This window comes from Brevundimonas alba (genome assembly GCF_011927945.1).
In the GTDB taxonomy this organism is placed as follows: domain Bacteria; phylum Pseudomonadota; class Alphaproteobacteria; order Caulobacterales; family Caulobacteraceae; genus Brevundimonas; species Brevundimonas alba.
In genome coordinates, this window is record NZ_JAATJM010000002.1 from 629,953 (window position 1) to 654,873 (window position 24,921).

Sequence of the window (24,921 nt, forward strand, 5' to 3'; positions counted from 1 at the left end):
TTACTGACCGCCCGTCATCTGGGCGACTTCGGTGGCGAAGTCCGGACCCTCGACCTTCTCGACGCCTTCGCCGAGGGCGAGGCGGACGAAGCCGGCGAGGTGCAGACCGGGCGCGCCCAGTTCCTTGCCCGTGTCGGCGACCAGCTGTTCGATGGTCACGTCCGGGTTCATGACGAAGGGCTGCTTGGTCAGCACGACATCCTTCTGGAATTTGGCGATCTGACCCGAGACGATCTTCTCGATCATGTTGTCCGGGCGGCCCTCTTCCTTGGCCTTCTCGGTCAGGACCTGACGTTCCTTCTCGATGGCGGCCGGGTCCAGATCGTCGGTGTTCAGCGACAGCGGAGCGGTCGCCGCGACGTGCATGGCGATCTTGCGGCCCAGTTCGCGCAGGGCGGCCTTGTCGCCGCCGCCGTGCAGGGCGACGAGCACGCCGATGCGGCCGACGCCCGGCGACACCGCGTTGTGGACGTAGGAGGCGACGACGCCTTCATCGACCGACAGGCGGGCGGCGCGGCGCAGCTGCATGTTCTCGCCGACGGTGGCGATCAGCTGGGTCACTTCGTCCTGGACCGTCTTGCCGGCTTCCAGTTCGGCGCCGTGCAGCGCCTCGACCGAGGCGTGCTCGAGGCCCAGCTGGGCGAACGACTTGGCGGCGTTCTGGAACAGTTCGTTGCGGGCGACGAAGTCGGTCTCGGCGTTGAACTCGATGGCGGCGCCGACTTCACCGGCTCCGACTTCCTTCGAGGCGACGGCCACGAGGCCTTCGGCGGCGACGCGGTCGGCCTTCTTGGCGGCCTTGGACAGGCCCTTGGCGCGCAGCCAGTCGATGGCCGCGTTGATGTCGCCGTCGGTTTCCTGGAGCGCCTTCTTGCAGTCCATCATGCCGACGCCGGACTTGGCGCGCAGTTCCATCACGAGGGCGGCGGTGATCTCGGCCATGGGTAGTCTCCTAGAGTATGCGTATGCGGGAACGGCCGGGCTCCGCTGAGCCCGGCCGCATATTCAGTTCGCCGTCGAGAGGCGGAGGTCGATCAGACCTGGGCCGGCTCGGATTCGACGGCGTCGTTGGCTTCCGAAGTCGCTTCCTGGGCGGCTTCGTCGGCGACGGCCGGCTCGGACGCGGCGATCATCTCGTCGGCGACGGCTTCCGTGCCGGCCGGGGCGGCGTCTTCAGCCTTGGCCTTGGGGGCCTTGGCTTCGCGCAGCATCGGCTCGTCCGGGTTGACCGCGGCGCCGAGGTCCACGCCCGACGAAGCGGCGCCGGCCGCCAGACCGTCGAGGACGGCGTCGGCGATCAGGTCGCAGTAGGTCTGGATGGCGCGGGCGGCGTCGTCGTTGCCCGGGATCGGATAGGTGATGCCGTCCGGATCCGAGTTGGTGTCGAGGATGGCGATGATCGGGATGTTCAGCTTGCGGGCCTCAAGGATGGCGATGGCCTCCTTGTTGGTGTCGATCACGAACATGATGTCGGGGATGCCGCCCATGTCCTTGATGCCGCCGAGCGACAGCTCGAGCTTGTCCTTCTCGCGCTGCAGGTTGAGCAGCTCTTTCTTGACGCGGCCCTCGCCGCCCGACTCCAGCAGGCCTTCCAGCTCGCGCAGGCGGGCGATCGAGCCCGAGACGGTGCGCCAGTTGGTCAGGGTGCCGCCGAGCCAGCGGTTGTTCATATAGTACTGGGCGCAGCGCTGGGCGGCCTCGGCGACCGGATCGGCGGCCTGGCGCTTGGTGCCGACGAACAGGACGCGACCGCCCTTGGCGGCGACTTCGCGAACGGCGACCAGAGCCTGGTGCAGCAGCGGGATCGACTGCGACAGATCGATGATGTGGATGTTCGAGCGCGATCCGAAGATGTAGCGCTCCATTTTCGGGTTCCAGCGGTGCGTCTGGTGACCGAAGTGCGCGCCGGCTTCGAGCAGCGAACGCATGGAGAATTCAGGCAGAGCCATGAGGGGTAGTTCCTTTATCCGATAGACGTTGCGCGGGCGATTAAAGGACCAGCCGGTCCCTCGGAACGGAGCGAACAGGGATGTCTCCCCTGACCGCGCCTCGTCCGCGTGCGAAGTGCGGGCGGTCTCTAGGCGGGATGGGGGGAAAAGGCAAGCGGCGCGGCTGGCTCTCTCGCCACCGTCGCATAACAGCGCTATTGTGAAGCTCGGGAGGGACTTCACATGAGCATCCGCAACTGGGCCGTGGCCGGGGGCGTCATCGTCCTTGCCGCCGCGGCGGGGGTCGCGACCTCGCAACAACAGGCGCCGTCGCCGACGGCCGCCACACAGGTCAACCTGCCGCGGAGCCGGGTCGACAATGCGGCTCTGGCGCAGGCGCGGCAGGATCCGCTTGGGGCGCGGCTTCGCGGGGTGCTGGCCCAGAACAAGGGCTCGGGCTTCATGCAGCAGGTGAACGCCTCGGCCGTGCCGGTGCTGGCGCCGGCCGATCTGGCGCTGCTGGATACGGCCGAGTTCGACGACGGCGACCGCTTCTACATGCTGACGGTAAAGCGCGGGGAGCAGATCATCGAGATCTACGGCACGACCAAGGCCTTCCAGTCGCCGCTGGCCGCACCGGCCGCCGCCCCGGCCGCCGGCGTCGCGCCGCAGACCGCGCCGGTGAATCGCGCCGCGCCGCTCAACCGGGCGGCCGTCGCCAAGGGGCCGCGCATCGCCGCGGCCCGGATCCCGGACACGGCGGCGAGAGCCGCGGCCCAGGCCCGGACCGAGGGGCTCACCAACGTCAGGACGGAGCGCACGGAATACGGCGTCGACGTCACCTTCAGCCGGTTCGGCGCGGCCTATAACGTCAGCTTCCTGTGCGAGGGAGCTCCTAACTGCAGCGAGGCGGACGCCGTGGCGTTCGCGGCCGGGCTGCAGCTGATCGGTGGAGGCGGATCGTGAGGCGGCTCGCGCTCGCGGCCCTGCTGCTGCTGACCGCCTGCTCGCCGAGCGGATGCGGTCAGGAGCCGGGGTCGCCCCAGACGGCCGATACGAATCCGGAGGCCGAGCCCCTGCCCGGCGATCCCGATCCGACGCCCGCCGAACCGGAGACGCCGCCGGCGCCCGAGCCAGTCAGCTGGCCGCACGAGCCGGGCGGCGGCCTCTATCCCGGCTCCGGCACGGGCGCGACGGACGCCACGCTCTGGGCCGCGGGCATCCGCTTCCCGATGGAGGCGGGCCCCGCCTACGCCAACTCGCAGGTCTACGGCTATGGCGGCTTCGCGGCGCCCGGCCCGGGCAGCCAATGCGACGTGCGAAACTACTCGTATCCGTGGCGCGACAATTTCTGCGAGACGCGCTCCTGGACCAACGGCATGTGCCCCGCGGGCAAGGGCCACCAGGGACAGGACATCCGCCCCGCCACCTGCGAGAAGAAGGTCCACTGGGTGGTGGCGGCCGAGAACGGGCGGATCACGTCCATCGGCAGCTACACTGTCACCCTGCTGGGGGACTCGGGCCGCATCTACCGATATCTGCACATGGATATGGCGGGTGTGAACGCCCTGTTCCCCAACGCCGCCTCACGCAACGTCACGCGCGGCCAGCATCTGGGCAAGGTGTCAGCGGACTTCGGCGGCAACGCCACGACCACCCACCTGCATTTCGAGATCAAGGCGCCGGTGACGAGCGGCGGCGGCGCGACGGTGATGTTCGTGCCGACCTATTCCAGCCTCATCGACAGCTATGGCCGGATGCTGAACGGAGCCGCCTAGGTTCCGCGCGGCTTGGCGCGGGTGGTCGGTTCGGCCCGTGTCGGGTCCTCGGGCCATGGATGGCGCGGATAGCGGCCGCGCATCTCGGCGCGCACGGCGACCCAGCTGCCGGCCCAGAAGCCGGGCAGGTCCTTCGTCACCTGCACCGGACGTCGCGCAGGTGACAGAAGGGCCAGCGTCAGGGGCGCGCGGCCGCCGCCGACGGTCGGGTGGCTCGTGACGCCGAACAACTCCTGCACCCGGATATCGACGCGGGGACCGCCCTCGGCGGCGTAGTCGATAGCGGCGGACCCGAGGGGCGTTTCGAGCCGGGCGGGGGCGAGGTCGTCGAGCGCACGCTGGCGGTCCCATGGGATCAGGGCGCGGAGTCCCTGTTCCAGCGCGGCGTCAGGGATGGCCTCCAACGACTGGACGCTGTCGAGCAGCGGCCAGAGCCAGAGTTCGCGTTCGGCAGCGAGGCCCTCTTCCGAAACATCGGGCCAGCCGTCGTCGAGCGTGCGGAGAAAGGCGAGCCGGGCGCGGAGGGACGTGGCGCGTTCGCCCCAGCGCAGCGCCTTGAGACCGTCGCGCTCGACCTCGGCCTTGAGAGCGGCCGTGATCTGCGACCGGTCGGGCGCGCCGGCGATCTTCTCGTCGACGACGATCGCGCCGATCCGGCGGAGACGTTTCAGCACCATCCGCCCTGAGGGCTCGCGGACCAGCCGGTCTTCGGTCTCGAGCCGATTCTCGAGGGCGGTGGGATCGACGGGGGCGGCCAGCCGGATGCGGTCACGGGCGTCTCCGCCACCCAGTTCAGCCACGGCCAGCCAAGGTTCGCGGGCCAGCGGTTCGGTCGGATCGAGGAAGGCGCCGCGCCCGGAGGCCAGCAGCATCTCGCCGGGCTTGCCGCGGGCCTTGGCGACGCGCTCGGGGAAGGCTTCGGCCAGCAGGACGCCGGGGTCGGCCTCGCCGCCCTGCCCGCCCCCGGCGGCGCGCGCCCAGCGCTCGGCCAGCTTCAGGGCGTCGCGGGCGCGAGGCGAGCGGTCGCGGTCGAGCGCGGTCAGCCTCTCGCGGAGGTCAGGGTCGTTCCCGCCCAGACCCGGCTCGGAGAGCACGGCGGCGATGCGGGCGCCCAGCGCTGGGTCGCCCGCGTCGCCGGCGATGGCGACCATGTGTGCGAGGCGCGGCGGCAGGGGGATGCGGGTCAGTCGGGCGCCGTGGTCGGTCAGGCCGCCGGCGTCGTCGAGGGCGTCGAGGCGCCGGAGCACCTTGCGCGCCTCGGCGAAGGCGCCGGCGGGCGGCTGATCCAGAAGGGCAAGGCCCTCGGTTGTGCGCGCGCCCCAGCGAGCCAGATCGAGGGCGAAGGCGGTCAGGTCCGCTTCGAGGATTTCCGGGCGCTGGTGCGGGACCAGTCCGCGCGTGGCCTCCTCGTCCCACAACCGGTAGCAGACGCCCGGCTGGGTCCGGCCGGCGCGGCCACGGCGCTGCTCGGCGGACGAGCGGCTGACGCGAACCGTAGCGAGCCGGGTCAGGCCGCTGGACGGCTCGAACCGGGGCACGCGCGACAGGCCGCCGTCGATGACCACGCGCACGCCCTCGATGGTCAGGCTGGTCTCGGCGACGGAGGTGGCGAGGACAACCTTGCGGCGGCCCGGCGCGGCGGGTTCGATGGCGCGGTCCTGCACCGCCTTGTCGAGCGCGCCATAGAGCGGGACGACGTCGACGGCGGGGTCACGCAGGCGGTCGACGAGGCGCTCCACCGTCCGGTGAATCTCGCCCTGCCCCGGCAGGAAGGCGAGGATGGAGCCGGTCTCCTCGCCCAGCGCCTGCACGATCGCGCGGGCCATGGCGTCCTCGAAGCGTTCGGCGGCGTTCCGGCCGAGGTAGCGAGTTTCGACGGGGAACATCCGCCCCTCGGCCTCGATGACCGGTGCATCATGGAGGAGGCCCGAGACGCCCGCGATATCGAGCGTGGCCGACATGACCAGCAGGCGCAGATCGTCGCGGAGCAGGCCCTGGCTCTCCCGGGCGAGGGCGAGCCCGAGGTCGGCATCGAGACTACGCTCATGGAACTCGTCGAACAGGACCGCGCCGACGTCTTCCAGCGCCGGGTCGTCAAGAATCATCCGGGTGAAGACTCCCTCGGTGATCACCTCGATCCGGGTCGCAGGGCCGATGCGGCTCTGCAGACGGGTGCGGTAGCCGACCGTGTCACCGGTCCTTTCGCCAAGGGTCGCCGCCATGCGCTCGGCGGCGGCCCGGGCGGCGAGGCGGCGCGGTTCCAGAACGAGTATCTTGCCGCCGCCCAGCCACGGCTGGTCCAGCAAGGCCAAGGGGACCACGGTGGTCTTGCCCGCGCCCGGCGGGGCCGCGAGCACGACCGCATTGGTCGCGGCAAGCGCGGCTTTCAGCGGTTCGAGGACGGCGTGGATGGGCAGCATGCCCTGCGCTCTAGCCGCAACGGGCGGGTTCACGAAACCGTTGCTCCGCCTTCACCATTCGGAAACCGCGTTGCCAGCGCGGGAATGCGCCGCTAGCGTCCGCGCCAAGCCGCAGAGGGCGGCAAGAAGTCGGAGGGGAAATACATGTGGCGCGTTAAGTCACTCGACGCGATTCTGGCCACGGCCCAGAAGAAATCGCTTCACCGCTCGCTGGGACCGATCCAGCTGACGCTGCTGGGCGTCGGAGCCATCATCGGCACCGGCATTTTCGTCCTGACCGCCGCCGCCTCCCAAAAGGCCGGCCCGGGCATGATGTTCAGCTTCATCATCGCCGGCGCCGTCTGCGCCGTCGCCGCGCTCTGCTACTCGGAACTGGCTGCCATGGCCCCCGTTTCGGGCTCGGCCTACACCTATACCTATGCGGTGATGGGCGAACTGCTGGCCTGGATGGTCGGCTGGGCGCTGATCCTCGAATACGCGGTGGCGGCCTCGGCCGTGTCGGTCGGCTGGTCGGGCTATGTGCTCGGGCTGATCGAGAACGCGCTGCATTTCGACTGGCCAGACCTGCTACAGGCCGGGCCGACGTGGTCGATGAACGGCTTCATGCCGTCGCCGGACTTCTCCGCCGGGATCATCAACGTGCCGGCGATCATCGTCGCTCTGGCCGTGACCGCCCTGCTGATGATCGGCACCACGGAAAGCGCCCGCGTCAACGCCATCCTGGTGGCCATCAAGGTCGCCGCCCTGACCGCCTTCGTCGTCCTGACCCTGCCGCTGATCAAGAGCGGCAACTTCTCGCCCTTCGCGCCGAACGGCTGGTTCGGGCCTGAAGGTTCGTCGGGCATGGGCATCGTCGGCGCCGCCGCCTCGATCTTCTTCGCCTACGTCGGCTTCGACGCGGTCTCGACCGCCGCCGAGGAAACCAAGAACCCGCAACGCAACGTGCCCATCGGCCTGATCGGCTCGCTGGCCATCTGCACCGTCTTCTACCTGCTGGTCGCAGCCGGTGCGGTCGGCGCCATCGGCGCCCAGCCCGTGCTCGGCCCGGACGGCGCGGCCGTGCAGCCGGGTTCGCCGGGCTTCACCGCCGCCTGCGCCATGGCCCAGAACGCCAGCCAGCTGGTCTGCTCGAACGAGGCCCTCGCCCATGTTCTGCGCGAGATCAACTTCCCGGCCGTCGGCAACGCCCTGGGCATCGCCGCCATGCTGGCCCTGCCCTCGGTCATCCTGATGATGATCTACGGCCAGACCCGCATCTTCTTCGTCATGGCCCGCGACGGGCTGCTGCCGGAGAGCTTCGCCAAGGTCCACCCGAAGTGGAAGACGCCGTACATCGTGACCGCCTTCACCGGCATCGCGGTGGCCATCGCCGGGGCCCTGTTCCCGGTCGGCCAACTGGCGGACATCTCCAACTCCGGCACCCTGTTCGCCTTCTTCATGGTGTCGCTGGCGGTGATGATCCTGCGGGTCAAGGAGCCGGGCCGTCACCGTCCGTTCAGGACGCCGCTGGTCTGGATCATCGCGCCGATCTCGGCGGCGGGTTGCGCCTTCCTGTTCTGGAACCTGCCGCACGACGCCAAGATGGTTCTGCCCATCTGGGGCGGCATCGGCCTGGTGATCTATCTGCTCTACGGCTACCGCAAGAGCCACCTCGGCCGCGGCCGGGTCGAGGTCCACGAACAGGACGCCGACCTGCCGCCCCCGCCCGCGACGACCTGATCGTTCGGACGGATCGAAACGCAGAGGCCCGGGAGCCATCCCGGGCCTTTCGCTTTTTCGCCGGCTCCCCTAGAGGCTGTCGGCAGAACCTATGCGGATGTGGCGGAACTGGTAGACGCACTGGATTTAGGTTCCAGCGCCGCAAGGCGTGGAGGTTCGAGTCCTCTCATCCGCACCAACTTCCTTTTGGGCCTATGCTCGCGACGCGGTCGCTCGCGGCTTGAGGCCAAGGACGCTCGCGCTCGTTCGCGGGCTTTTTTATTGCGCTTGCTGTTCTTGCTTTGTTCCATTCGTGTGCTACCTTCCCGTCATGGCTGAAGCGGCGAAAGGACGGGGTGCGCGGTCGAATGCGACCGGGCGGTTCGAGCCGGAGATGGTGGAGGCCTTCGACGACGGCTGGACCGGCGACGATGTCGAGGCGGCGCCCCTGCGCACCACCCTGACGCCCGAGCATGCCCGGACGATCATCGCGCGGAACACCAGTCCGGACATCGGCTTCGACCGGTCCATCAACCCCTACAAGGGCTGCGAACATGGCTGCATCTACTGCTACGCCCGTCCGTCCCATGCCTACATGGGCCTATCCCCGGGCCTGGATTTCGAGAGCCGACTCTTCTTCAAGCCCGAGGCCGCGAGTCTGCTGGAGCAGGAACTCTGCAAGCCCCGATATGTCTGCAAGCGCATCCACATAGGCGGCAACACCGACCCCTATCAGCCCGTCGAGCGGGAGCTGAAATCGACGCGGTCGGTGCTGGAGGTGCTGCAGCGGTTCCGGCATCCGTTCAGCATCATCACCAAGTCGGTGCTGATCGGGCGCGACGCGGACATACTCGGGACGATGGGGCGCGAGGGGCTGGCCTCGGCCTTCGTCTCCATCACGACGCTGGACCGGGGGCTGGCGCGGGCGATGGAGCCGCGTGCTTCCACGCCGGCGAAACGACTGGAGGCGATCAGCCGGTTGGCCGATGCGGGGTGCCCCGTGGGCGTCGGCTTCGCCCCGGTCATTCCGGGGCTCAACGATCACGAGCTGGAGGCTGTGCTTGAGGCGGCGGCCAAGGCGGGCGCGACCACGGCCATGTATGTCACCCTGCGCCTGCCGCTGGAGATCAAGGACCTGTTCCGGGAATGGCTGGCCGACGCCAAGCCGGACCGGGCCGCGCGGGTGATGTCGCTGATCCGCCAGACACGGGGCGGCCGCGACTACGATCCGGACTGGAACCAGCGGATGAAGGGGACGGGGCCGGTCGCCGAGTTGATCGCCACGCGGTTCAAGGCGGCGGTCAAGCGATACGGCCTCGACGCGCCCCGGCACATGCTGGACGAGAGCCGGTTTCGCGTACCCGACGACATGAGGAAGCAGCTGGATCTGTTCGCCTGAACGCACCGTGCCGGAGCGGAAACCGCGCGGACCCGTTGATGTGACGCTTGCGAGGGCCATGTTCGCCCGCTCACGAACGGAAGCCCGGCCTATGGCGAAACGCCCGACCAGCGCGCGAAAGTCCCTCAATGCGGCAAACCTGCAGGCCCTCGGGCCGGAGCGGCTGGCTGACCTGCTAGTGGAGGTGGCGGGCGACGACGCGATCTGGAAACGCCGACTGAAAATGGAGCTGGCGGCGGAGGCCGGCGCGGCCGACCTGGCGTTCGAGATCGACAAGCGGCTGACGCTGCTGGCGACAAGCCGGACGCGGGTGTCGTGGCGCAAGCGGCCGGAGACGATCCGCGATCTGCAGGCCCTGCGGCTGATGATCGTCGAGCGGCTGGCGCCACTGGAGGCGCGGCTGGCCCTGGACAGGTTGATCGCCTGGTTCGACCTCTATCCCGGCCTGTCCATGAGGGTGAAGGACCCGAAGGACGAACTGGGTCAGATGTTCGATGCCGCGACGGCCGATCTGGGCGCCGTATCCGCGTCGGCAACAGCGGATGTCGCAGGGCCGGTCCTTGCCGAGGCCGTGCTGACACGGCTGTCGGACTGGGGACGCTGGATGGGCCGGGCGACGTCAGGGCTGGACAAGGCTCTCGCCCGCAGTCTGTTGACCGAGCTGACGCAGGGACGGCCGGCGCCGACCGGCAGGCTGGCGCTGGTGGTGCGGAAGCTGGCGGATCGAACGGATGACGTCGACCAGTGGGCCGCCACCATTCCGGACGCGGACCGCGCGAAGCCGGAGGTCGGCGCGGAGATGGCCCGCCGTCTGGCCGCGGCGGGTCGCGTCGGTGAGGCGCGGGCTGCGCTGGACGCCGCCCGCGTTCAAGCGCCGCCGTCACGCTGGGGCCGTTCCGCCGCCCCCGCCCCGCCTGCGGACGGGTGGCTGAAGGCGGAGATCGCCGTGCTCGAGGCCGAGGGCCGCCCGGACGAGGCCACCGCCGCGCGCTGGGCCCTGTTCGACCGCTCTCTGGACGCCGGTCAGCTGCGCACCCTGATCGCCGCCCTTCCCGATTTCGAGGACGTGGTCGCCATCGAGCGCGCCCACACGATCGCCGCGTCGTGGTCCGACGCCGACAAGGGGCTGGCCTTCCTGATGAGCTGGCCCGCTCACCGGGAGGCGGCGGAGATGATCGTGAAACGGGCCGGCGCCCTGCGAGGGACCGCCGAGGACATTCCCCTCTGGGCCGGGCGACTGGCAGGGCGCTATCCCGTCGCGGCGATGCTGTTGCTGCGCGTGAGGATCAGGACGCTGGTGCAGCTCGGGGCCGCGGACGAGGCGGCCGGGCTGGTCGCCGAGGCGGCCGCCCTCGCTGAACAGGCCGACCTGCCGGCCGATGTGCCGGATCATGCGGCATTCGCGGCCGCTCTGGAGATCGAGAGCCGGAGGTCGCGGTGGGGGCGGCGGTGACCGCCTAGCGCCGGAAGACGCCCACGAGCTCGACGTGGGCCGACCACAGAAACTGGTCCACGGGCGTGACCCGCTCGAGCCGGAAGCCGGCGTCGATCAGGACGCGAGCGTCGCGGGCGAACGTCACCGGGTTGCAGGAGACGTAGACGACGGTGTGGGCCTTGGTCCCGCCGAGCTGGGCGCATTGCTCGCGTGCGCCGGCGCGGGGCGGGTCGAGGACGATGGCGTCACAGCCGCGCAGGTCGTAGGGCGCCAGCGGGCGGCGAAACAGGTCGCGGGCCTCGGCCGTGATCGGCTTCAGCCCCTTGCCCGTGCCCAGTCCACCCTTGAGCGCGGCGATGCCGGCGGCAGAGGAATCGGCGGCGAGCACCGGGGCGACGGCAGCCAGAGGGAAGGTGAAGGTCCCGGCGCCGCAGAACAGGTCGGCGATCTTCTTCGCCCCGCGCACGGCCTCTACAGCGCGGGAGACCATGGCGGCCTCGGCCTCGGGCACGGCCTGCAGGAAGCCGCCGGGCGGCAGGGGCACGGTGGCGGGGCCGAAGGCCACCAGCGGCTGGCGCGACATGACCAGGGTGTCGCCGGCGAGGCTGAGTCGGGCCAGATCGGCGGCGGCGGCGGCCTCGATGGCGCGCATCTGCGCGTCGCGCGACAGGCCGCCGCTGCGCCGCTCGACGCCGGTGACGTCGACATCCAGCCCGGTCAGGGTCGAGGTCACGTGAAGGGTCGGGGCCGATTTGGGATGTTCGAGGAAGGGTTCGGCCACCCGTGTCAGCGCGGGAATGGCGGCGACCAGCCGGGGGTCCGCGACGGGGCAGACACGGACCTCGACCAGCCGCCAGCTCTTGCGGGCCTTGAAGCCGAGGACGGCTCGTCCGTCGAGTCCGCGGCGGGCGTGCAGGGCGAGGCGGCGGCGGGTGCCCGGCGGCACGGCGACGGTCGGCTCTACGACGGTCTCGACGCCTTCGCGGGCGAGCGCGAGGGCCACCTGCTCGCGCTTCCATTCCAGATAGGGGGCGGCGGCCCAGTGCTGCAGCGAACAGCCGCCGCAGTCGCCGTAGTGGGGCGAGACGGGCGGTACGCGGTCGGCGCTGGGGGTCAGGATCTCGACGCTCTCGGCGCGGGCGTCGACCACCTCGGCCCGGATGGTTTCGCCGGGCAGGGTCAGGGGGGCGAATACGGGCCCGGCAGCGGATTCGGCGATCCCGTCGCCCTGCCCGCCTACGCGCGTGATGGTCAGCGTGTCCGTCATCGGGCGCTTCTAGAGGTTCGGCGGCCCGGGCGAAACCTGAACGAAGATGAACGGCCCGCTCAAAGGCCGTTCAGCTTCCCGGCCTTAAGGATGAATGCAACAGACCGGGACGCCGTTCGTTCGGGGTCCATCTCTGCAACCAACCCAGGACTGAACCGATGTTCGCCCGCCTGTCCGCTTCCGCCGCCGTAGCCGCCGCCGCCGGCATGCTGCTGGCCCCCGCCACGGCCTCCGCCCAGACCTATACCTATCAGGGACCGCAGAACTACGGCTCCTACGGTCAATCCTACGACCGCTACGGTTACGACGACCGCTATCGTGACGACCGTTATCAGGACGACCGCTACGGCTACGACTACTGCCGCGATAATCGGAACGACCGGGCTGCCGGCGGAGCCGTGATCGGCGGAGCCGTCGGCGCTGTCGCCGGTTCCCAGCTGGCGGCCCGCGGCCGCCGCACCGAAGGCAGTGTGCTGGGCGGCGTGCTCGGCGCGGTCGTCGGGGCCGGCGTGGGCAGCAGCTCGGGCAACGACTGCGACCGCTACTACGGCCAGTCGGAATACCGCTACGAAGACGACCGTTATGGCTCGCAGCCGTACGACCGTTACGACGACCGCTACCGCGACGACGACCGGTACGATGATCGCTATGACGACCGGTACCGCTACGGCCAGTCGTACCAGTACGACCGCAGCTACAGCAGCGGCTACCAGTCGGGCTACAGCTCGGACCGGTACGGCTGCCGCACCATCGAGAGCCGCAGCTACACGCGCGACGGCCGTCTGGTCACCCGTTACGAGCAGTCCTGCCCGGACCGCTACTAGAGATCGCGTCGCCGGTTATTTTTCAGCCCCCCTGTCGATCGGCGATGTGACGGAGACCCCCGGTGGAGAAATCCACCGGGGGTTTTTCCTTTTTACGAAGAGGGGGCGCTGGCGCTCGCGACGCGGTCGCTCGCTGCTTGAGCGCGGCGGCTAGGGTCGCTGCGCCCAGAGCAGGAATTCGATGTTGCCGTCGCCGCCGGTGATGGGGCTCTCCGATGTCGCCTTCACGGTCCAGCCCTGTTCGGAGAGCCAGTCGGAAACCGAGACGACCGCGGCCTGGTGGGCGGCGGAGTCCTTGACGACCCCCTTCTTGCCGACCGCGCCGGGGCCGGTCCCCTCGAACTGGGGCTTCACGAGAGTGACCAGGTCGGCGCCGGGCGCCGCGAGCGACAGGGCGGCGGGCAGCACCTTGGCGAGGCCGATAAAGCTGGCGTCGCAGACGATGAGTTGCGGCGGCTCCGGGATCAGGGCCGGCGTCAGGTCGCGGGCGTCGGTCTGTTCGAGATTGACCACGCGCGGGTCGGCGGCGACGCGGGCGTGCATCTGCGCCGAGCCCACGTCGACGGCGTAGACCCGGGCCGCCCCGCGGTCGAGGCAGACCTCGGTGAAGCCGCCGGTCGAGGCGCCCACGTCCAGCACGGTGCGGCCCTCCACCGCCACGGACCACAGCGTCAGGGCGTGCGCCAGCTTGAGTGCGCCGCGACCGACCCAGCGGTGGGCGTCGGCATAGGTCAGGACGGCGTCCTCGCCGACCGCCTGTGACGCGGCTTTGGCGGGCGCGCCGTCGACGGTGACTCCGCCGGCCTCGATCGCCGCCTTGGCCCGGGCGCGGCTTTCGGCGAGACCGCGCGCGACCAGAAGCTGGTCGAGGCGGGTCGGCTTCACCCCACCGCGTCCAGACGGGTCAGGGCGGCCTGCAGTTTGGCCTTGCCGGCCTCGGCCTCGGCGAGCTTTTCGCGCTGCTCGTCGACGACTTCGGGCGCCGCGCGGGCGACGAAGTTCGGGTTGCCGAGCTTCTTGTTGACGTGGCCGATGTCGCTGTCGAAGGCGGCGATCTCCTTCTCCAGCCGGGCGCGCTCGGCGGGTATATCAATGATCCCGGCCAAGGGAATCACTACTGTCGCGCCGCCGGCGAGGCTCACGACGGCTTCCGCCGGCCGTTCGGTCACCACGCCAATCTCATCAATCCGAGCCAGCAGACCGAATGCTTCCGCATTCGACAGGAACCGGTTCCGAACATCTTCAGTCGGGTTCAGAAGAGCGATCTTGAGCTTAGTTCCGGCGGGTATCCCGATCTCGTTTCGGGTTGATCGCAACTCGGAAACCGCGGCTTGCAACCACGACATTTCGAGGTCCGCCTTCTGATCCATGAAGGCGTCCGGCAGATCGGGCCAGGCGGCGGCGATCAGCATGCCCTCGGCGCGGGGCGCCCCCTCCCCGGCCAGCTGGTCCCACAACTCCTCGGTGATGAAGGGCATCACCGGGTGCATGAGCTTCAGCGTCTCGTCGATGGTCCAGGCGGTCATGGCGCGGGTTTCGGCCCTGGCCGCCTCGTCGGCGCCGGTGAAGACCGGCTTGGCCAGCTCCAGATACCAGTCGCAGAAGACGTTCCAGACGAAGCGGTAGAGGGCGGAGGCGGCGTCGTCGAAGCGGCCCCCCTCGATGGCGGCGGACACTTGCCGCTCGGCCTTTGTCAGCTCGCCACGGATCCAGCGGTTGATGGTCTGCTGTACGGCGGCGGGGTCGAAGCCCTCGACGCGGCGCGCCTCGTTCATCTGCGAGAAGCGCGCGGCGTTCCACAGCTTGGTGCCGAAGTTGCGATACCCTTCAATGCGTTGGCGAGACAACTTGATGTCCCGCGTGCCCGACAGGATGGCCATGGTGAAGCGCAGGGGGTCGGCGCCGAGCTCGTCGATGATGGTCAGGGGATCGATGACGTTCCCCTTCGACTTGCTCATCTTCTGGCCCTTCTCGTCGCGGACGAGGCCGTTGATGATGACCCGCTTGAAGGGGACCTCGTCCATGAAGTGCAGGCCCATCATCATCATCCGGGCGACCCAGAAGAAGATGATGTCGGCCGCGGTGACGAGATCGGAGGTCGGGTAGAAGCGTTCCAGGTCCTCGGTCTTCTCGGGCCAGCCCATGGTCGAGAAGGGCCACAGGGCGGATGAGAACCAGGTGTCGAGCACGTCCTCGTCCTGATGCAGGACGACCTCCGAATCGTAGTCGGACATCGCCTGTTCGCGGGCGTCCTCCTCCGACTCGGCGACGTAGATTTCGCCGTTCGGGCCGTACCAGGCCGGGATGCGGTGACCCCACCAGAGCTGGCGCGAGATGCACCACGGCTCGATGTTGCGCAGCCACTCGAAGTAGATTTTCTCGTAGCTCTTCGGCTCGAAGGTCGTGTCCCCCTGCTCTACCGCCTTGAGAGCCGGCTGGGCCAGGGTGTGGGCGTCGACGTACCACTGGTCCGTCAGCCACGGCTCGATGACGACGCCGGAGCGGTCGCCGTGCGGGATGACGTGGCGGGTCTTCTCGATCTCCTTGAGCCAGCCCTCCTCCTCCGCGCGGGCGACGATGGCCTTGCGCGCGGCGAAGCGGTCCATGCCTTCATAGTCGGCCGGCACGTCGGGCGTGCCGGCGGCGGTGATGCGGCCGTAGGCGTCCATCACGTTCAGCGCCGCCAGACCGGCGCGCTTGCCGACCTGGAAGTCGTTGAAGTCGTGCGCGGGGGTGATCTTCACCGCGCCCGAGCCCTTGGTCGGATCGGCGTAATCGTCGGCGACGATGGGAATGCGGCGGCCGGTGATCGGCAGAATCACGGACTTGCCGACCAGACCGGCATAGCGCGGATCGGTCGGGTGCACGGCGACGCCGGTGTCGCCCAGCATGGTCTCCGGGCGGGTGGTGGCGACGACGATGAAGTCGCGGGTCTCGTATTCCGTCGGCTGGCCGTCGCCGTCCCATGCGACCGGGTGCTCATAGGTCACGCCGTCGGCGAGCGGATAGGCGAAATGCCAGTAGAAGCCGTCCATCTCGCGCTGCTCGACCTCGAGGTCGGAGATAGCGGTCTGGAAATGCGGATCCCAGTTCACGAGGCGCTTGTCGCGGTAGATCAGCCCGTCCCGGTGCAGCTGGACGAAGACCTTGCGGACGGCGGCGTTCAGACCATCGTCGAGGGTGAACCGCTCGCGGCTCCAGTCGCAGGAGGCGCCCAGCCGGCGCAGCTGCTGGACGATGGTCCCGCCGCTCTCGGCCTTCCATTCCCAGACCTTGTCGACGAAGGCCTCGCGGCCCATTTCGCGCCGGCTCATGTTGCCGGCGGCGGCGAGCTGACGCTCCACCACCATCTGGGTGGCGATGCCGGCGTGGTCGGTGCCGGGGAGCCACAGCACCGCCTTGCCGCGCATCCGGTGATAGCGGGCGAGGATGTCCTGCAGGGTGTTGTTCAGCGCGTGGCCGATGTGCAGCGAGCCTGTCACGTTCGGCGGCGGGATGACGATCGAATAGGCCTCGGCGGCGCCGTCGGTGCGGGGCGCGAAGACGCCGCTCTCCTCCCATTTCGCATAGAGGCGCGGTTCGGCGGCTTTCGGGTCGAAGGTCTTGTCGAGCATGGGAAGGACTTCAGGCAAAAAGAGAAGGGCGGCCCCGACTGGAGCCGCCCCGGAATGATCTAGCCTTGATCAGGTCGCAGGTGAAGCTAGCCGGCGGAGCGGGCGATGCGTTCGACTTCCTTGCGTACCTGGGCCTCGACGATGCCCGGCAGGTTGGCGTCCAGCCACTCCTTCAGCATCGGCCGCAGCAGCGAGCGGGCCAGTTCGTCGAGCGTCGGGCCGGTCGGGATCGAAGGTTCCATGGGTTCGGACTTCTTCAGGGTGGAGGCCAGGCCGGCGAAGGCGGAGGCGGAGGCGGCGGCCGCCGTATCCCCCACGAGGGCGTCGTAGCTCGGGGTCGAGCCGTGGCTGGTCGTGTCCGACGGATGCTCGGGCTCGGGCGCGAAGACCGATTCGCTGACCGCCTCGACCGGGAAGGGATCGGGCTCGCTGGCGGGCGAGACCTCCAGGTCGCCGATGCTCTCGGTGACAGGCGCTTCGTAGGTGTCGGTGAGTTCCAGCACGTCCTCTTCCGAGGCGGCGGGCTCCTGAACCGAGACGGTTTCATCCATCAGGGCCGGCGAGACGGCGGGCTCTTCCGGCTGGGCAGGCTCTTCCTGAGCGGGCGCGGCGGCGGCCGAAGCCGTTTCGGCGGGCGCGTCGTCTTCGGAGATGATCCGGCGGATCGACGCCAGGATTTCCTCCATCGTCGGTTCCTGGGCGGTCTGGTCGGTCATGTCGAAACCCCGAGGCGCGCGGCGAACGCAAGGTCAGATTGGATGAACGGCGTGGCTCCCCTGGACCCACCCCGCCCGATGTCGTCGCATCTCAGCCCGCTGGAATCAACGGGCGTTTTTCGCGCCACAGGTTAACGGGCCGGGCGCGAGTCGCCTGAGGGGCGATCAGTTCCGCGGTGCGGTCTGGACGATTTCCGACTTCAGCTGCTGGTCGATCGGGGCGTCGACGGCGTCGTTGGCCGGCACGATCGGCGGGGCGAGGATGCGGTCGATGGTTTCGACGATGCCGTCCCACGGCAGGGCGCCGCGGTTGCGCACGCGCTGGTAGTTGTCGACCGGATTGTAGAGGGTCAGCGTCGGATCGAGGTCCGCGCCTTCCAGACGTCCCATGGCGGCCAGCAGATTGGCCTGGGCGACGTATTCGTTGCGGCGGGCGGCGGCGAGGGTGACCTCGGCGCTGCGCAGCTCCAGTTCCTGGTTCAGCACGTCCAGCGTGGTGCGCAGGCCGACCTGGGCCTCCTGACGCACGCCCTCGGCGGCGACGGTGGCGGCGCGGACGGCTTCGGCGCCGGCCTCGAGGCTGGCGCGGGCCGAGATGGCCTGGGCGAAGGCCGAGCTGACGGACTGGAGGGTGTTTCGGCGCTCGCCCTCGACATTGATCTGGGCGACGTTGGCGCGCTCCAGCGCCTGGGCCACACGGGAGCCGTTCAGGCCGCCGGTGAACAGGGGGATGGAGAGGGTGGCGCCCGCGGTCAGGCGGGTCGAATCAGCGATGTCGCCGATGCGGTCGAAGTCCTGGTTGGAGCCGCCGTAGGAGGCGCTGAGCCGGGCGGAGGGCAGGTATTCGGCCTTGGCGGCGGCGACATTGGCCTCGGCCGCGCGCAGGCTGTAGGCGGCCGAGCGGACGCCCGGGTTGTCCTGCAGGGCCACGTCGAGAGCGTTGTCGAAGTCGGTCGGCACGCCCGGCAGGACCGGCATCGGGGCCAGATCGCCCGGAGACTGGCCGACGACGGCGGCGTAGGAGGCGCGCGACACCGACAGCTGGGCCTGGGCGTTGGCGAGGTCGGCCTCGGACTGGGCCAGACGGGCCTCGGACTGGGCGACGTCGGTGCGGGTGATCTCGCCGACCTCGAAGCGGGCCGAGGCCTCCTCGAGCTGGCGCTGAAGCACGCCGAGGTTGGCCTGACGGATGCCCAGAACCTCGGTGTCGCGGATCACGTCAGCATAGGCCTGGATGACCGCGGCCAGCACCGACTGCTCGATGTCGCGCAGGTTCTCGCGGCCGGCGAGGATGTCGGCCTCGGCGGCGGTGATGCCGTGACCGATGCGGCCGCCGCTCCAGATCGTCTGCGACAGGCCGATGCTGGCCGAGGCGCTGTCGCTGTAGGGGTCGGCGAACGGGACATTGTTCTGGTCGCCGAAATCCTGCGAGAGGTTACCGCTGACGGTGATGTCCAGTTGCGGGCGCAGGCCGGCGCGGGCTTGGACGATCGACTCGTCGAGCGCGCGCTGGTTGGCGCGCTGGGCCAGCAGCGAGGGATTGGTCTGATAGGCCAGGGCGATCGCTTCCTGCAGCGTTTCGGCCCAGGCGGGCGCGCTCAGGCCGGTGACGACGGCGATCAGGGCGACCGAGGCGAGCGCGCGCGAACGTTTCAGCATGTGTGTTCCTGCATGGCGCGGAGAAAGCGCGCCCCTTTGTATCCCATAGGCCTGATGCGGGACGGTTTCGCCCCGCGCCAGTTAAGATTTTTTCACGCGTGCGGCCAAAAAGCCGCCGCCGCCAACCCTAGAGCGCGAACGACGGTTCCGGGGCGAGTTCCGAAAGCACCGGCGGGGCGGCGTCGAACAGTTCCCGGCGCGACAGGCCGGACGATCCCTTGACGTACAGCACGGCCTTGCCCGCGGGCCCCGCGCGCTCGACCACCGCCAGACGCCCGCCGATCTTCAGGGCGGCCAGCCAGGCCTCGGGCCGCACCGGAACGGCGGCCTCTGAGACGATGACGTCATAGCCTTCGCCCGACGGTTGCCCGAAGGGCGCGACCACGGCCTGGACGCCCGCTTCGGCGAGCGCCGGAGCCACGACCTCGAACACGGCGGCGTCGGCTTCCTGGGCGGTGACCTTGAGGCGCATTTCGGCCAACACGGCGGCGGCGTATGGGGCGGCGATGGCCAGAGCGGTCTCGCCGGTGCGCAGGTCCAGCGCCATCAGCAGTTTGGACAGGTCGCGGGCCAGCATCAGCCGGCGGCCGGCGGCGATCTCGGGCTCGATCTCGGCATACGCGGAGAAGGCGCGTTCGGCGGGCAGGAAGCGCTCGCGGGGCACGGCCAGCAGGGCGGCCTGCAGGGCCCGGTCCGTGACGTCGTTCACCCGGACCTGACTGTCCACCATGACCTTGCGCGCGGCGGTGAAATCCATCTGTCGTACGTCCAGAAAAAGCAAAGCGCGGTAACCCGCCGGAAATCTCGCGCGCTTATAGGTCTGTGCGTTGCGGGGGACAATCCGATCTGATAGCGAACGCCCCTCGCGATGGCGAGGCTGTTACCGGGAGCGTTTCCGGGGGGCGGCCCAGGGCCTGATGGCGGAGTGGTGACGCAGAGGACTGCAAATCCTTGCACCCGGGTTCGATTCCCGGTCAGGCCTCCATCGCGATTTCAGACAGACAAAGGCCGGTCAGACCGGCGCGGTCATCCAGCCGATGACGGTGGCCGCGCTGACGGACGCGGCGACGATCGTGATGGCCACGGCGACGCGCGCGTTGCGGCTCACGAAAAACAGAATGCTGTCGAACATAATCAACTCCCCCCGGACACAGACAGAGCGCCACAGATTTCGGCGTTCATCAAGGTATACGAAGGGTTAATCGCGGATCAGTGAACGCTTTACGCCTGCCGCGTGAAATGATGCAGGGCGATGGCCCCCGCGGTAGCCACATTGAGGGAATCGAAGCCGCCGGACATCGGGATGCCGATCGTCTCGCACCGTTCCAGCAGGTGAGTCGGCAAGCCGGGCCCCTCGGCGCCCAGCACGATGGCCGTCCGCCCTCCCCTCGGCGCGATGTGCAGCGGGTTCGGCGACGACGGCGTCATCGCCAGAACCCGGAAGCCCGCCGCCTTCAGTTCGTCGATGGCATCGCCCGGGTTCAGGCCGGTCGCCATGGGCGTCCGCAGCACGGCCCCGACCGAGACGCGGATAGCCTTGCGGTAGAAGGGATCGCAGCAGTGGTCGTCCAGCAGCACCGCCCCCGCTCCGAAGGCCGCGGCGGAGCGGAAGATCCCGCCCATGTTGTCGTGATTGCCGATGCCGCAGGCGAGCACCACGACGGCGTCGTCCGCCAGTCCCGCCAGCACCTCGGCCAGCGGACGGGCGGCGGGCTTCTCGCCCAACGCGAGGATGCCCCGGTGCAGATGGAAGCCGGCGATGCCGTCGAGCACGGGCTGGGACGCCGCATAGACCGGCGTGTCCGGCGGCAGGGCGGCCAGCGCCTCCGCCAGCGCGGACAGTCGTTTCTCCGCGATCAGGGCGGCCACCGGTCTGCACAGCGAGGCCGCCGAGGCCAGCACGCGCAGCACCACCTCGCCCTCGGCCACGAACAGGCCCTGCCGTCCGGTCAGGTCGCGTTCGCGGATGTCGCGGAAGGCCGCGACGCGGGGGTCCAGCGGATCGTCGATGGGGATTGCGGCCAATCGGATATTTCCCGTTGCGTGAGCCTGACTCGCGCTGCTATAGCGCCCGCCTTCCCGAGAGGAAGTGTTCCGCGGTAGCTCAGTGGTAGAGCAGCCGACTGTTAATCGGCTGGTCGTAGGTTCGAATCCTACCCGCGGAGCCACTCTCTCGCCTCCCCCGACATCGTGACAGGCCCGAAGCCGCCATCGGCGCCGTCGGCATGGGCGCAAGAAAAAAGCCCGACGCGAGCGCCGGGCTGAAGTAGTTCGGTGATGGTGGGTGTCCTCGAAAGAAGGAAGACGCCCCCTCGATCCGCTGAATTGGTTAACAAGCGCTAAACCATGTCAGGCGCCCGCGAGATCGGGCAGCCAGGTCGACTGGCGACCGCCTCCGGGGGCGGTCCAGCGGATCATCCAGCCGGCCCCCGACCGTTCGACCGACAGGTTCTGGGAGGGCGACGCGGGCTCTCCCGGCCAGACGAATTCGCGGTCGCCGACCTGGATCGAATCCGGCCCGGCGTGCGGCGCCAGCATGACCGACCAGCGCCCTTCCGCATCCGGCGTCACCGGGACCGTCTCGCCGCCGCCCCGGACCTGAATCTGCGTTGCGCCCGGTGCGGTCCGGCCCGAGGCGACACGCATTCGGCCGTCGCTATCGATGGCTCCGAGCGCCGGCGCGGCGTCGAGCCGGCGAGTCGCCCCGCCCGGTCGGAGCACGGCGATCGGTCCCTGCCCCGCCGCCAGGATCAGCAGGCGATCCGGCGAGGGCGCGGTGTCCTGCCCCACCTGGGTCTCGGGACGCAGCAGCAGATGCTGGGCCGGCGCCGGCACGCGCAGTTCGAACCGGCCCTGCGAATCGGCGGTGGCGGCGAAGGCGGCGCCATCGTCTCCGCGCAGCACCACCCGCGCTTCGGGCTGGGCCGCGCCGGAGACCACGAGCGCCGATCCGTTGCGCTGCACCCGCTGGATGACCGGCGGCTGGGCCCAGTCCCCGCCGGTCTCCGCCGCCGCCTTGTCCGGCCGGGGCGGCGTCGGGGAGCAGGCCATCGCGCCGCCGGCGAGCACGGCCGCGGCCATGGACAATATCGCCCGTTTCATCCTGCCTCTCCGACCGTTAGGAGTGTCGCCCCAGATAGCGCGGCGGGACGCCGGCTGTCTTTCACTGTCTTCAAGAGGCTCCATGTCGCCGCCCGTCACCATCCAGCCGTTCGACGGCAAGTCCGTCTGCCTGTTCTGCGGTTCCGCCGAAAGCGTTCGTCCCGAGTATCTGGCGGCGGCCACGGCGTTCGGCGAGCAGACGGCGCGTCAGGGCTGGCGGCTGGTCTATGGCGGCGGCGGCGTCGGCCTGATGGGCGCCTCGGCCCGCGCGGCGCACGGGGCCGGCGGACGGGTGCTGGGAATCATGCCCGGCTTCCTGCGCAGCCGCGAACGGCTGTTCGACGACGTCGAGACGGTGGTCGTTCCCTCGATGCACGAGCGTAAGACGCTGATGTACGACCAGTCTGACGCCTTCGTCGTCGCGCCGGGCGGCGTCGGCACGCTGGAAGAGGCTATCGAGGTGCTGTCGTGGAAGCGGCTCGACCTGCACGCCAAGCCGGTGATCTTCCTGAATCTGAACGGTTTCTGGGACGCCCTGCTGGCGGTCATGGACCACAGCATCGAGGAAGGCATGACGCCGCCGTCGTTCCGGCAGGCGTGGGTGGTTTGCGACAGCGTCGAGGCGGCCATCGAGGCCGTCCGGGCGGCGGACGATGTGCCCCACTTGCAACATGATCAGCGATAAGTAATCGTTGGTCAGTCAAGTTCGTCTCTTTTGAAAACGCGGCTTGACAGTTGCGTATCAAAACGGACATTGGCGATCACCGGGCGGAAACACGCCCCGCCAACATCGGAGACCTCCCCATGCGTGCTCTGCTTATCGCCGCGACCCTGTTCGCCGCCGCCCCCGCCTTCGCCCAGGCCCCGGTTTCGAGCGCCGTTCTCGCCGACGCCGCCAAGGCTCCGGCCTCGCGCACCATCATCGACGGCGCCACGTGGCGCTGCGAGGGTTCGGCCTGCACCGCCACCGGCGGCGCCAGCCAGACCGCGGCCCGCGCCTGCCGCCGCGTCGTCGCCCGCTTCGGCGCCGTGACCGCCTTCACCTACAAGGGCGTCGACCTGACGGCCGAACAGATCGCCGCCTGCAACGCCTGATCGGCGCAGCGGCTATCGACCAAGCAAAAGGGCCGCTCCCTGCCGGGGGCGGCCCTTTCTGCATCCCGGGGTGACGATCAGGCGGTTTCGCCACCGAGGCGCTTCTCGATCCGCTCGCGGCCGATCAGCGGCACCAGCGTCGCCATGTCGGGGCCATGCTCCTGACCGGTCAGGATGTGGCGCAGCGGCATGAACAGCGCCTTGCCCTTGGCCCCGGTCCGCGCCTTGACCGCCGCGGTCCAGACCGACCAGGCGTCGGCTTCAAGGGTCGCCGGCAGGACATCGAGCGCCGCCGCGGCGAAGGCCGGATCGTCGACCACCGGCGTAACCGGACCGCTGATGATCCGTTCCAGATCAACCACATCCGAGAACTTCTGAAGGTTGGGACGCAGGGCGTTCCAGACAGGTTCGCCGAGATCGCAGTTCAGCGCCGCCAGCCTCGGCTGCGCCGTGGCGTAGTCCATGACATGCAGAGCCTGGGCGTTGAGCCGGTCCAGATCGGCGGTGTCGTAGCGCGCCGGCGAACGGCCCATCTTCGAGAAGCTGAAGCTCTGGCCGAGGGCGTCGATGGAGGTCCCGACCTCGAGCGGATCGGAGGTGCCGATACGGCCCAGATGGCTGGTGATGGCGATCGGCTCATAGCCCTGCTCGCGCATTTCCGAGATCGACAGCGAGCCGAGCCGCTTGGACAGGGCCTGACCGTCTGCGCCGACCAGCAGCGGCATATGGGCGAACGAGGGCACAGGCCCGCCCAGCGCCTCGAAGATCTCGATCTGGGCGCCGGTGTTGGTGACGTGGTCCTCACCCCGGATCACGTGGGTGATGCCCATGTCGATGTCGTCGACCACCGACGGCAGGGTGTAGAGGAACAGGCCGTCCTCGCGGATGAGCACCGGGTCGGACATCGAGGCGGTGTCGACCTCGGCGTGGCCGCGCGACAGGTCTTCCCAAGCCACACGTTTGCCGTCCAGCTTGAAGCGCCAGTGCGGGCGGCGGCCCTCGGCCTCGTAGGCGGCCTTCTGATCGTCCGTCAGCTCGAGCGCGGCACGGTCGTAGATCGGCGGCAGGCCGCGCGAAAGCTGCACCTTGCGGCGGCGGTCCAGTTCATCGGCGGTTTCATAGGCGGGATACAGCCGGCCCGAAGCCTTCAGCCGGGCGGCGGCCTCTTCATAGCGGTCGAACCGCTTCGACTGGTTGTGGCGCTCATCCCAGACCAGGCCGAGCCAGCTCAGGTCGTCCTCGATGCCCTGTTCGAACTCGGGCGTGGAGCGGGCCAGATCGGTGTCGTCGATGCGCAGGACGAACGCGCCGCCCTGGCCTTTGGCGAACATCCAGTTCACCAGCGCCGTGCGCACATTGCCTACGTGCAGCTTACCCGTCGGCGACGGGGCGAAACGAACCTTGACGGACATCAGACGACCTTGAAACGCGAGGCGCGTAGGTCGCCCCCGTAGCCGCTCAAGTCAAGGCGTGGCGGTCGTCAGTCGTCGCGGTGGACGCGTTCGCGGCGCTCGTGCCGTTCCTGGGCCTCGACCGAGAGGGTTGCGGTGGGGCGGGCCTCCAGGCGGCCAAGGCTGATCGGCTCTCCGGTTTCCTCGCAATAGCCGTAGGACCCGTCCTCGATCCGGCGCAGGGCCTCGTCGATCTTCGAGATCAGCTTCCGTTGACGATCCCGGGTCCGCAACTCCAGCGCGCGGTCCGATTCCGATGACGCCCGGTCGACGAGATCCGGATGGTTCTCCGTCTCAGCCTTGAGATTGGTCACCGTGCCCTTGGACTCACGAAGGATTTCGTCCTTCCAGGCCAAGAGCTTGCCCTTGAAATAGGCCAGCTGCCGTTCATTCATGAACGGCTCGTCGTCGGACGGCCTGTACGCGGCCGGCTCGATCACAGACGCTAATGCGTTCATCGCACTCACGCTTTCAACAGCGCCCCCCTGTGGCGCAGTGCTGCGTATAGGGATGGCGAAGAGTCGCGGCAACAACG

At 69.3% G+C, this 24,921-nt stretch carries 21 protein-coding genes and 3 tRNA genes; 11 read left to right on the plus strand and 13 right to left on the minus strand.

Translation table 11 applies throughout. The features are described from left to right. Together tsf and rpsB are read right to left on the minus strand one after the other, a co-directional pair. The gene (gene tsf, locus GGQ87_RS13670; protein WP_168048667.1) at window positions 1-942 is read right to left on the minus strand and encodes a translation elongation factor Ts; all 942 of its coding nucleotides are present in this window, start codon (window positions 940-942) and stop codon (window positions 1-3) included. Window positions 943-1,034: 92 nt separating this feature from the next. Next, window positions 1,035-1,949, minus strand: coding sequence for a 30S ribosomal protein S2 (rpsB, locus tag GGQ87_RS13675; protein ID WP_168048669.1), 915 nt, complete (start codon window positions 1,947-1,949; stop codon window positions 1,035-1,037). A gap of 222 nt (window positions 1,950-2,171) precedes the next feature. Here rpsB and GGQ87_RS13680 point away from each other — a divergent pair, with 222 nt between their 5' ends. Both GGQ87_RS13680 and GGQ87_RS13685 read left to right on the plus strand, forming a co-directional pair. Continuing rightward, the gene (locus tag GGQ87_RS13680) at window positions 2,172-2,894 is read left to right on the plus strand and encodes a hypothetical protein (protein ID WP_168047508.1); all 723 of its coding nucleotides are present in this window, start codon (window positions 2,172-2,174) and stop codon (window positions 2,892-2,894) included. Next, window positions 2,891-3,706 (plus strand): M23 family metallopeptidase, encoded by an 816-nt coding sequence (locus tag GGQ87_RS13685; RefSeq protein WP_342448371.1) that lies wholly within the window; start codon window positions 2,891-2,893, stop codon window positions 3,704-3,706. The genes GGQ87_RS13680 and GGQ87_RS13685 overlap by 4 nt, the downstream gene beginning before the upstream one ends. Here GGQ87_RS13685 and hrpB read toward each other — a convergent pair. Beyond that, the gene (hrpB, locus tag GGQ87_RS13690; RefSeq protein ID WP_168048671.1) at window positions 3,703-6,126 is read right to left on the minus strand and encodes an ATP-dependent helicase HrpB; all 2,424 of its coding nucleotides are present in this window, start codon (window positions 6,124-6,126) and stop codon (window positions 3,703-3,705) included. The genes GGQ87_RS13685 and hrpB overlap by 4 nt on opposite strands. Window positions 6,127-6,270: 144 nt before the next feature. Here hrpB and GGQ87_RS13695 point away from each other — a divergent pair, with 144 nt between their 5' ends. The 4 genes from GGQ87_RS13695 (at window position 6,271) to GGQ87_RS13710 (ending at window position 10,676) form a co-directional block, all read left to right on the plus strand. Beyond that, the gene (locus tag GGQ87_RS13695; protein ID WP_168048673.1) at window positions 6,271-7,845 is read left to right on the plus strand and encodes an amino acid permease; all 1,575 of its coding nucleotides are present in this window, start codon (window positions 6,271-6,273) and stop codon (window positions 7,843-7,845) included. Window positions 7,846-7,938: 93 nt separating this feature from the next. Further along, window positions 7,939-8,023: transfer RNA gene (locus GGQ87_RS13700), tRNA-Leu, on the plus strand. Between the two features lie 132 nt (window positions 8,024-8,155). Beyond that, complete coding sequence (locus GGQ87_RS13705) at window positions 8,156-9,223, plus strand: PA0069 family radical SAM protein (protein WP_168049288.1); 1,068 nt, start codon at window positions 8,156-8,158, stop codon at window positions 9,221-9,223. 91 nt (window positions 9,224-9,314) lie between these two features. Then, window positions 9,315-10,676, plus strand: a complete 1,362-nt coding sequence (locus GGQ87_RS13710; RefSeq protein WP_168048675.1) for a DUF6880 family protein — start codon at window positions 9,315-9,317, stop codon at window positions 10,674-10,676. Between the two features lie 4 nt (window positions 10,677-10,680). Here GGQ87_RS13710 and GGQ87_RS13715 read toward each other — a convergent pair whose 3' ends face one another. Further along, the gene (locus tag GGQ87_RS13715; RefSeq protein WP_168048677.1) at window positions 10,681-11,925 is read right to left on the minus strand and encodes a class I SAM-dependent RNA methyltransferase; all 1,245 of its coding nucleotides are present in this window, start codon (window positions 11,923-11,925) and stop codon (window positions 10,681-10,683) included. Between the two features lie 158 nt (window positions 11,926-12,083). On the opposite strand from GGQ87_RS13715, the gene GGQ87_RS13720 reads away from it, so the two are divergent. Continuing rightward, complete coding sequence (locus GGQ87_RS13720; RefSeq protein ID WP_168048679.1) at window positions 12,084-12,749, plus strand: glycine zipper 2TM domain-containing protein; 666 nt, start codon at window positions 12,084-12,086, stop codon at window positions 12,747-12,749. Window positions 12,750-12,899: 150 nt separating this feature from the next. Here GGQ87_RS13720 and GGQ87_RS13725 read toward each other — a convergent pair whose 3' ends face one another. The 5 genes from GGQ87_RS13725 to GGQ87_RS13745 form a co-directional block, all read right to left on the minus strand. Then, a complete protein-coding gene (locus GGQ87_RS13725) occupies window positions 12,900-13,634 on the minus strand; it encodes a TlyA family rRNA (cytidine-2'-O)-methyltransferase (RefSeq protein ID WP_168048681.1) in 735 nt (244 codons plus the stop codon). Beyond that, window positions 13,631-16,363 carry a valine--tRNA ligase gene (locus tag GGQ87_RS13730; RefSeq protein ID WP_168048683.1) on the minus strand — a complete coding sequence of 911 codons (2,733 nt, stop codon included), beginning with the start codon at window positions 16,361-16,363 and terminating at the stop codon, window positions 13,631-13,633. The genes GGQ87_RS13725 and GGQ87_RS13730 overlap by 4 nt, the downstream gene beginning before the upstream one ends. Before the next feature lie 86 nt (window positions 16,364-16,449). Further along, complete coding sequence (locus GGQ87_RS13735) at window positions 16,450-17,079, minus strand: DUF2497 domain-containing protein (RefSeq protein ID WP_168048685.1); 630 nt, start codon at window positions 17,077-17,079, stop codon at window positions 16,450-16,452. Window positions 17,080-17,244: 165 nt separating this feature from the next. Next, complete coding sequence (locus GGQ87_RS13740; RefSeq protein ID WP_168048687.1) at window positions 17,245-18,738, minus strand: TolC family outer membrane protein; 1,494 nt, start codon at window positions 18,736-18,738, stop codon at window positions 17,245-17,247. Window positions 18,739-18,865: 127 nt separating this feature from the next. Further along, window positions 18,866-19,495: a protein-L-isoaspartate O-methyltransferase family protein gene (locus tag GGQ87_RS13745; RefSeq protein WP_168048689.1), complete on the minus strand. Its 630-nt coding sequence runs from the start codon at window positions 19,493-19,495 to the stop codon at window positions 18,866-18,868. 154 nt (window positions 19,496-19,649) lie between these two features. Between GGQ87_RS13745 and GGQ87_RS13750 the strand changes: the two genes are divergently transcribed. Next, window positions 19,650-19,723: transfer RNA gene (locus GGQ87_RS13750), tRNA-Cys, on the plus strand. 236 nt (window positions 19,724-19,959) lie between these two features. Here GGQ87_RS13750 and GGQ87_RS13755 read toward each other — a convergent pair. Further along, complete coding sequence (locus tag GGQ87_RS13755) at window positions 19,960-20,763, minus strand: TrmH family RNA methyltransferase (protein ID WP_168048691.1); 804 nt, start codon at window positions 20,761-20,763, stop codon at window positions 19,960-19,962. Between the two features lie 68 nt (window positions 20,764-20,831). Here GGQ87_RS13755 and GGQ87_RS13760 point away from each other — a divergent pair. After that, window positions 20,832-20,906, plus strand: a tRNA-Asn gene (locus tag GGQ87_RS13760). 181 nt (window positions 20,907-21,087) lie between these two features. Here the strand turns inward: GGQ87_RS13760 and GGQ87_RS13765 are convergent. Continuing rightward, on the minus strand, window positions 21,088-21,840 hold the full coding sequence (locus GGQ87_RS13765; protein ID WP_168048693.1) for a hypothetical protein: 753 nt from the start codon (window positions 21,838-21,840) through the stop codon (window positions 21,088-21,090). A gap of 82 nt (window positions 21,841-21,922) precedes the next feature. Between GGQ87_RS13765 and GGQ87_RS13770 the strand changes: the two genes are divergently transcribed. Continuing rightward, window positions 21,923-22,525 (plus strand): LOG family protein, encoded by a 603-nt coding sequence (locus GGQ87_RS13770; protein ID WP_168048695.1) that lies wholly within the window; start codon window positions 21,923-21,925, stop codon window positions 22,523-22,525. Between the two features lie 119 nt (window positions 22,526-22,644). Further along, window positions 22,645-22,935 (plus strand): DUF8200 family protein, encoded by a 291-nt coding sequence (locus tag GGQ87_RS13775; RefSeq protein WP_168048697.1) that lies wholly within the window; start codon window positions 22,645-22,647, stop codon window positions 22,933-22,935. Window positions 22,936-23,012: 77 nt separating this feature from the next. Here GGQ87_RS13775 and gltX read toward each other — a convergent pair whose 3' ends face one another. Next, window positions 23,013-24,347, minus strand: coding sequence for a glutamate--tRNA ligase (gene gltX, locus GGQ87_RS13780; RefSeq protein WP_168048699.1), 1,335 nt, complete (start codon window positions 24,345-24,347; stop codon window positions 23,013-23,015). Window positions 24,348-24,415: 68 nt separating this feature from the next. After that, the gene (gene dksA / locus GGQ87_RS13785) at window positions 24,416-24,844 is read right to left on the minus strand and encodes an RNA polymerase-binding protein DksA (protein ID WP_168048701.1); all 429 of its coding nucleotides are present in this window, start codon (window positions 24,842-24,844) and stop codon (window positions 24,416-24,418) included. Window positions 24,845-24,921 lie beyond the last annotated feature (77 nt).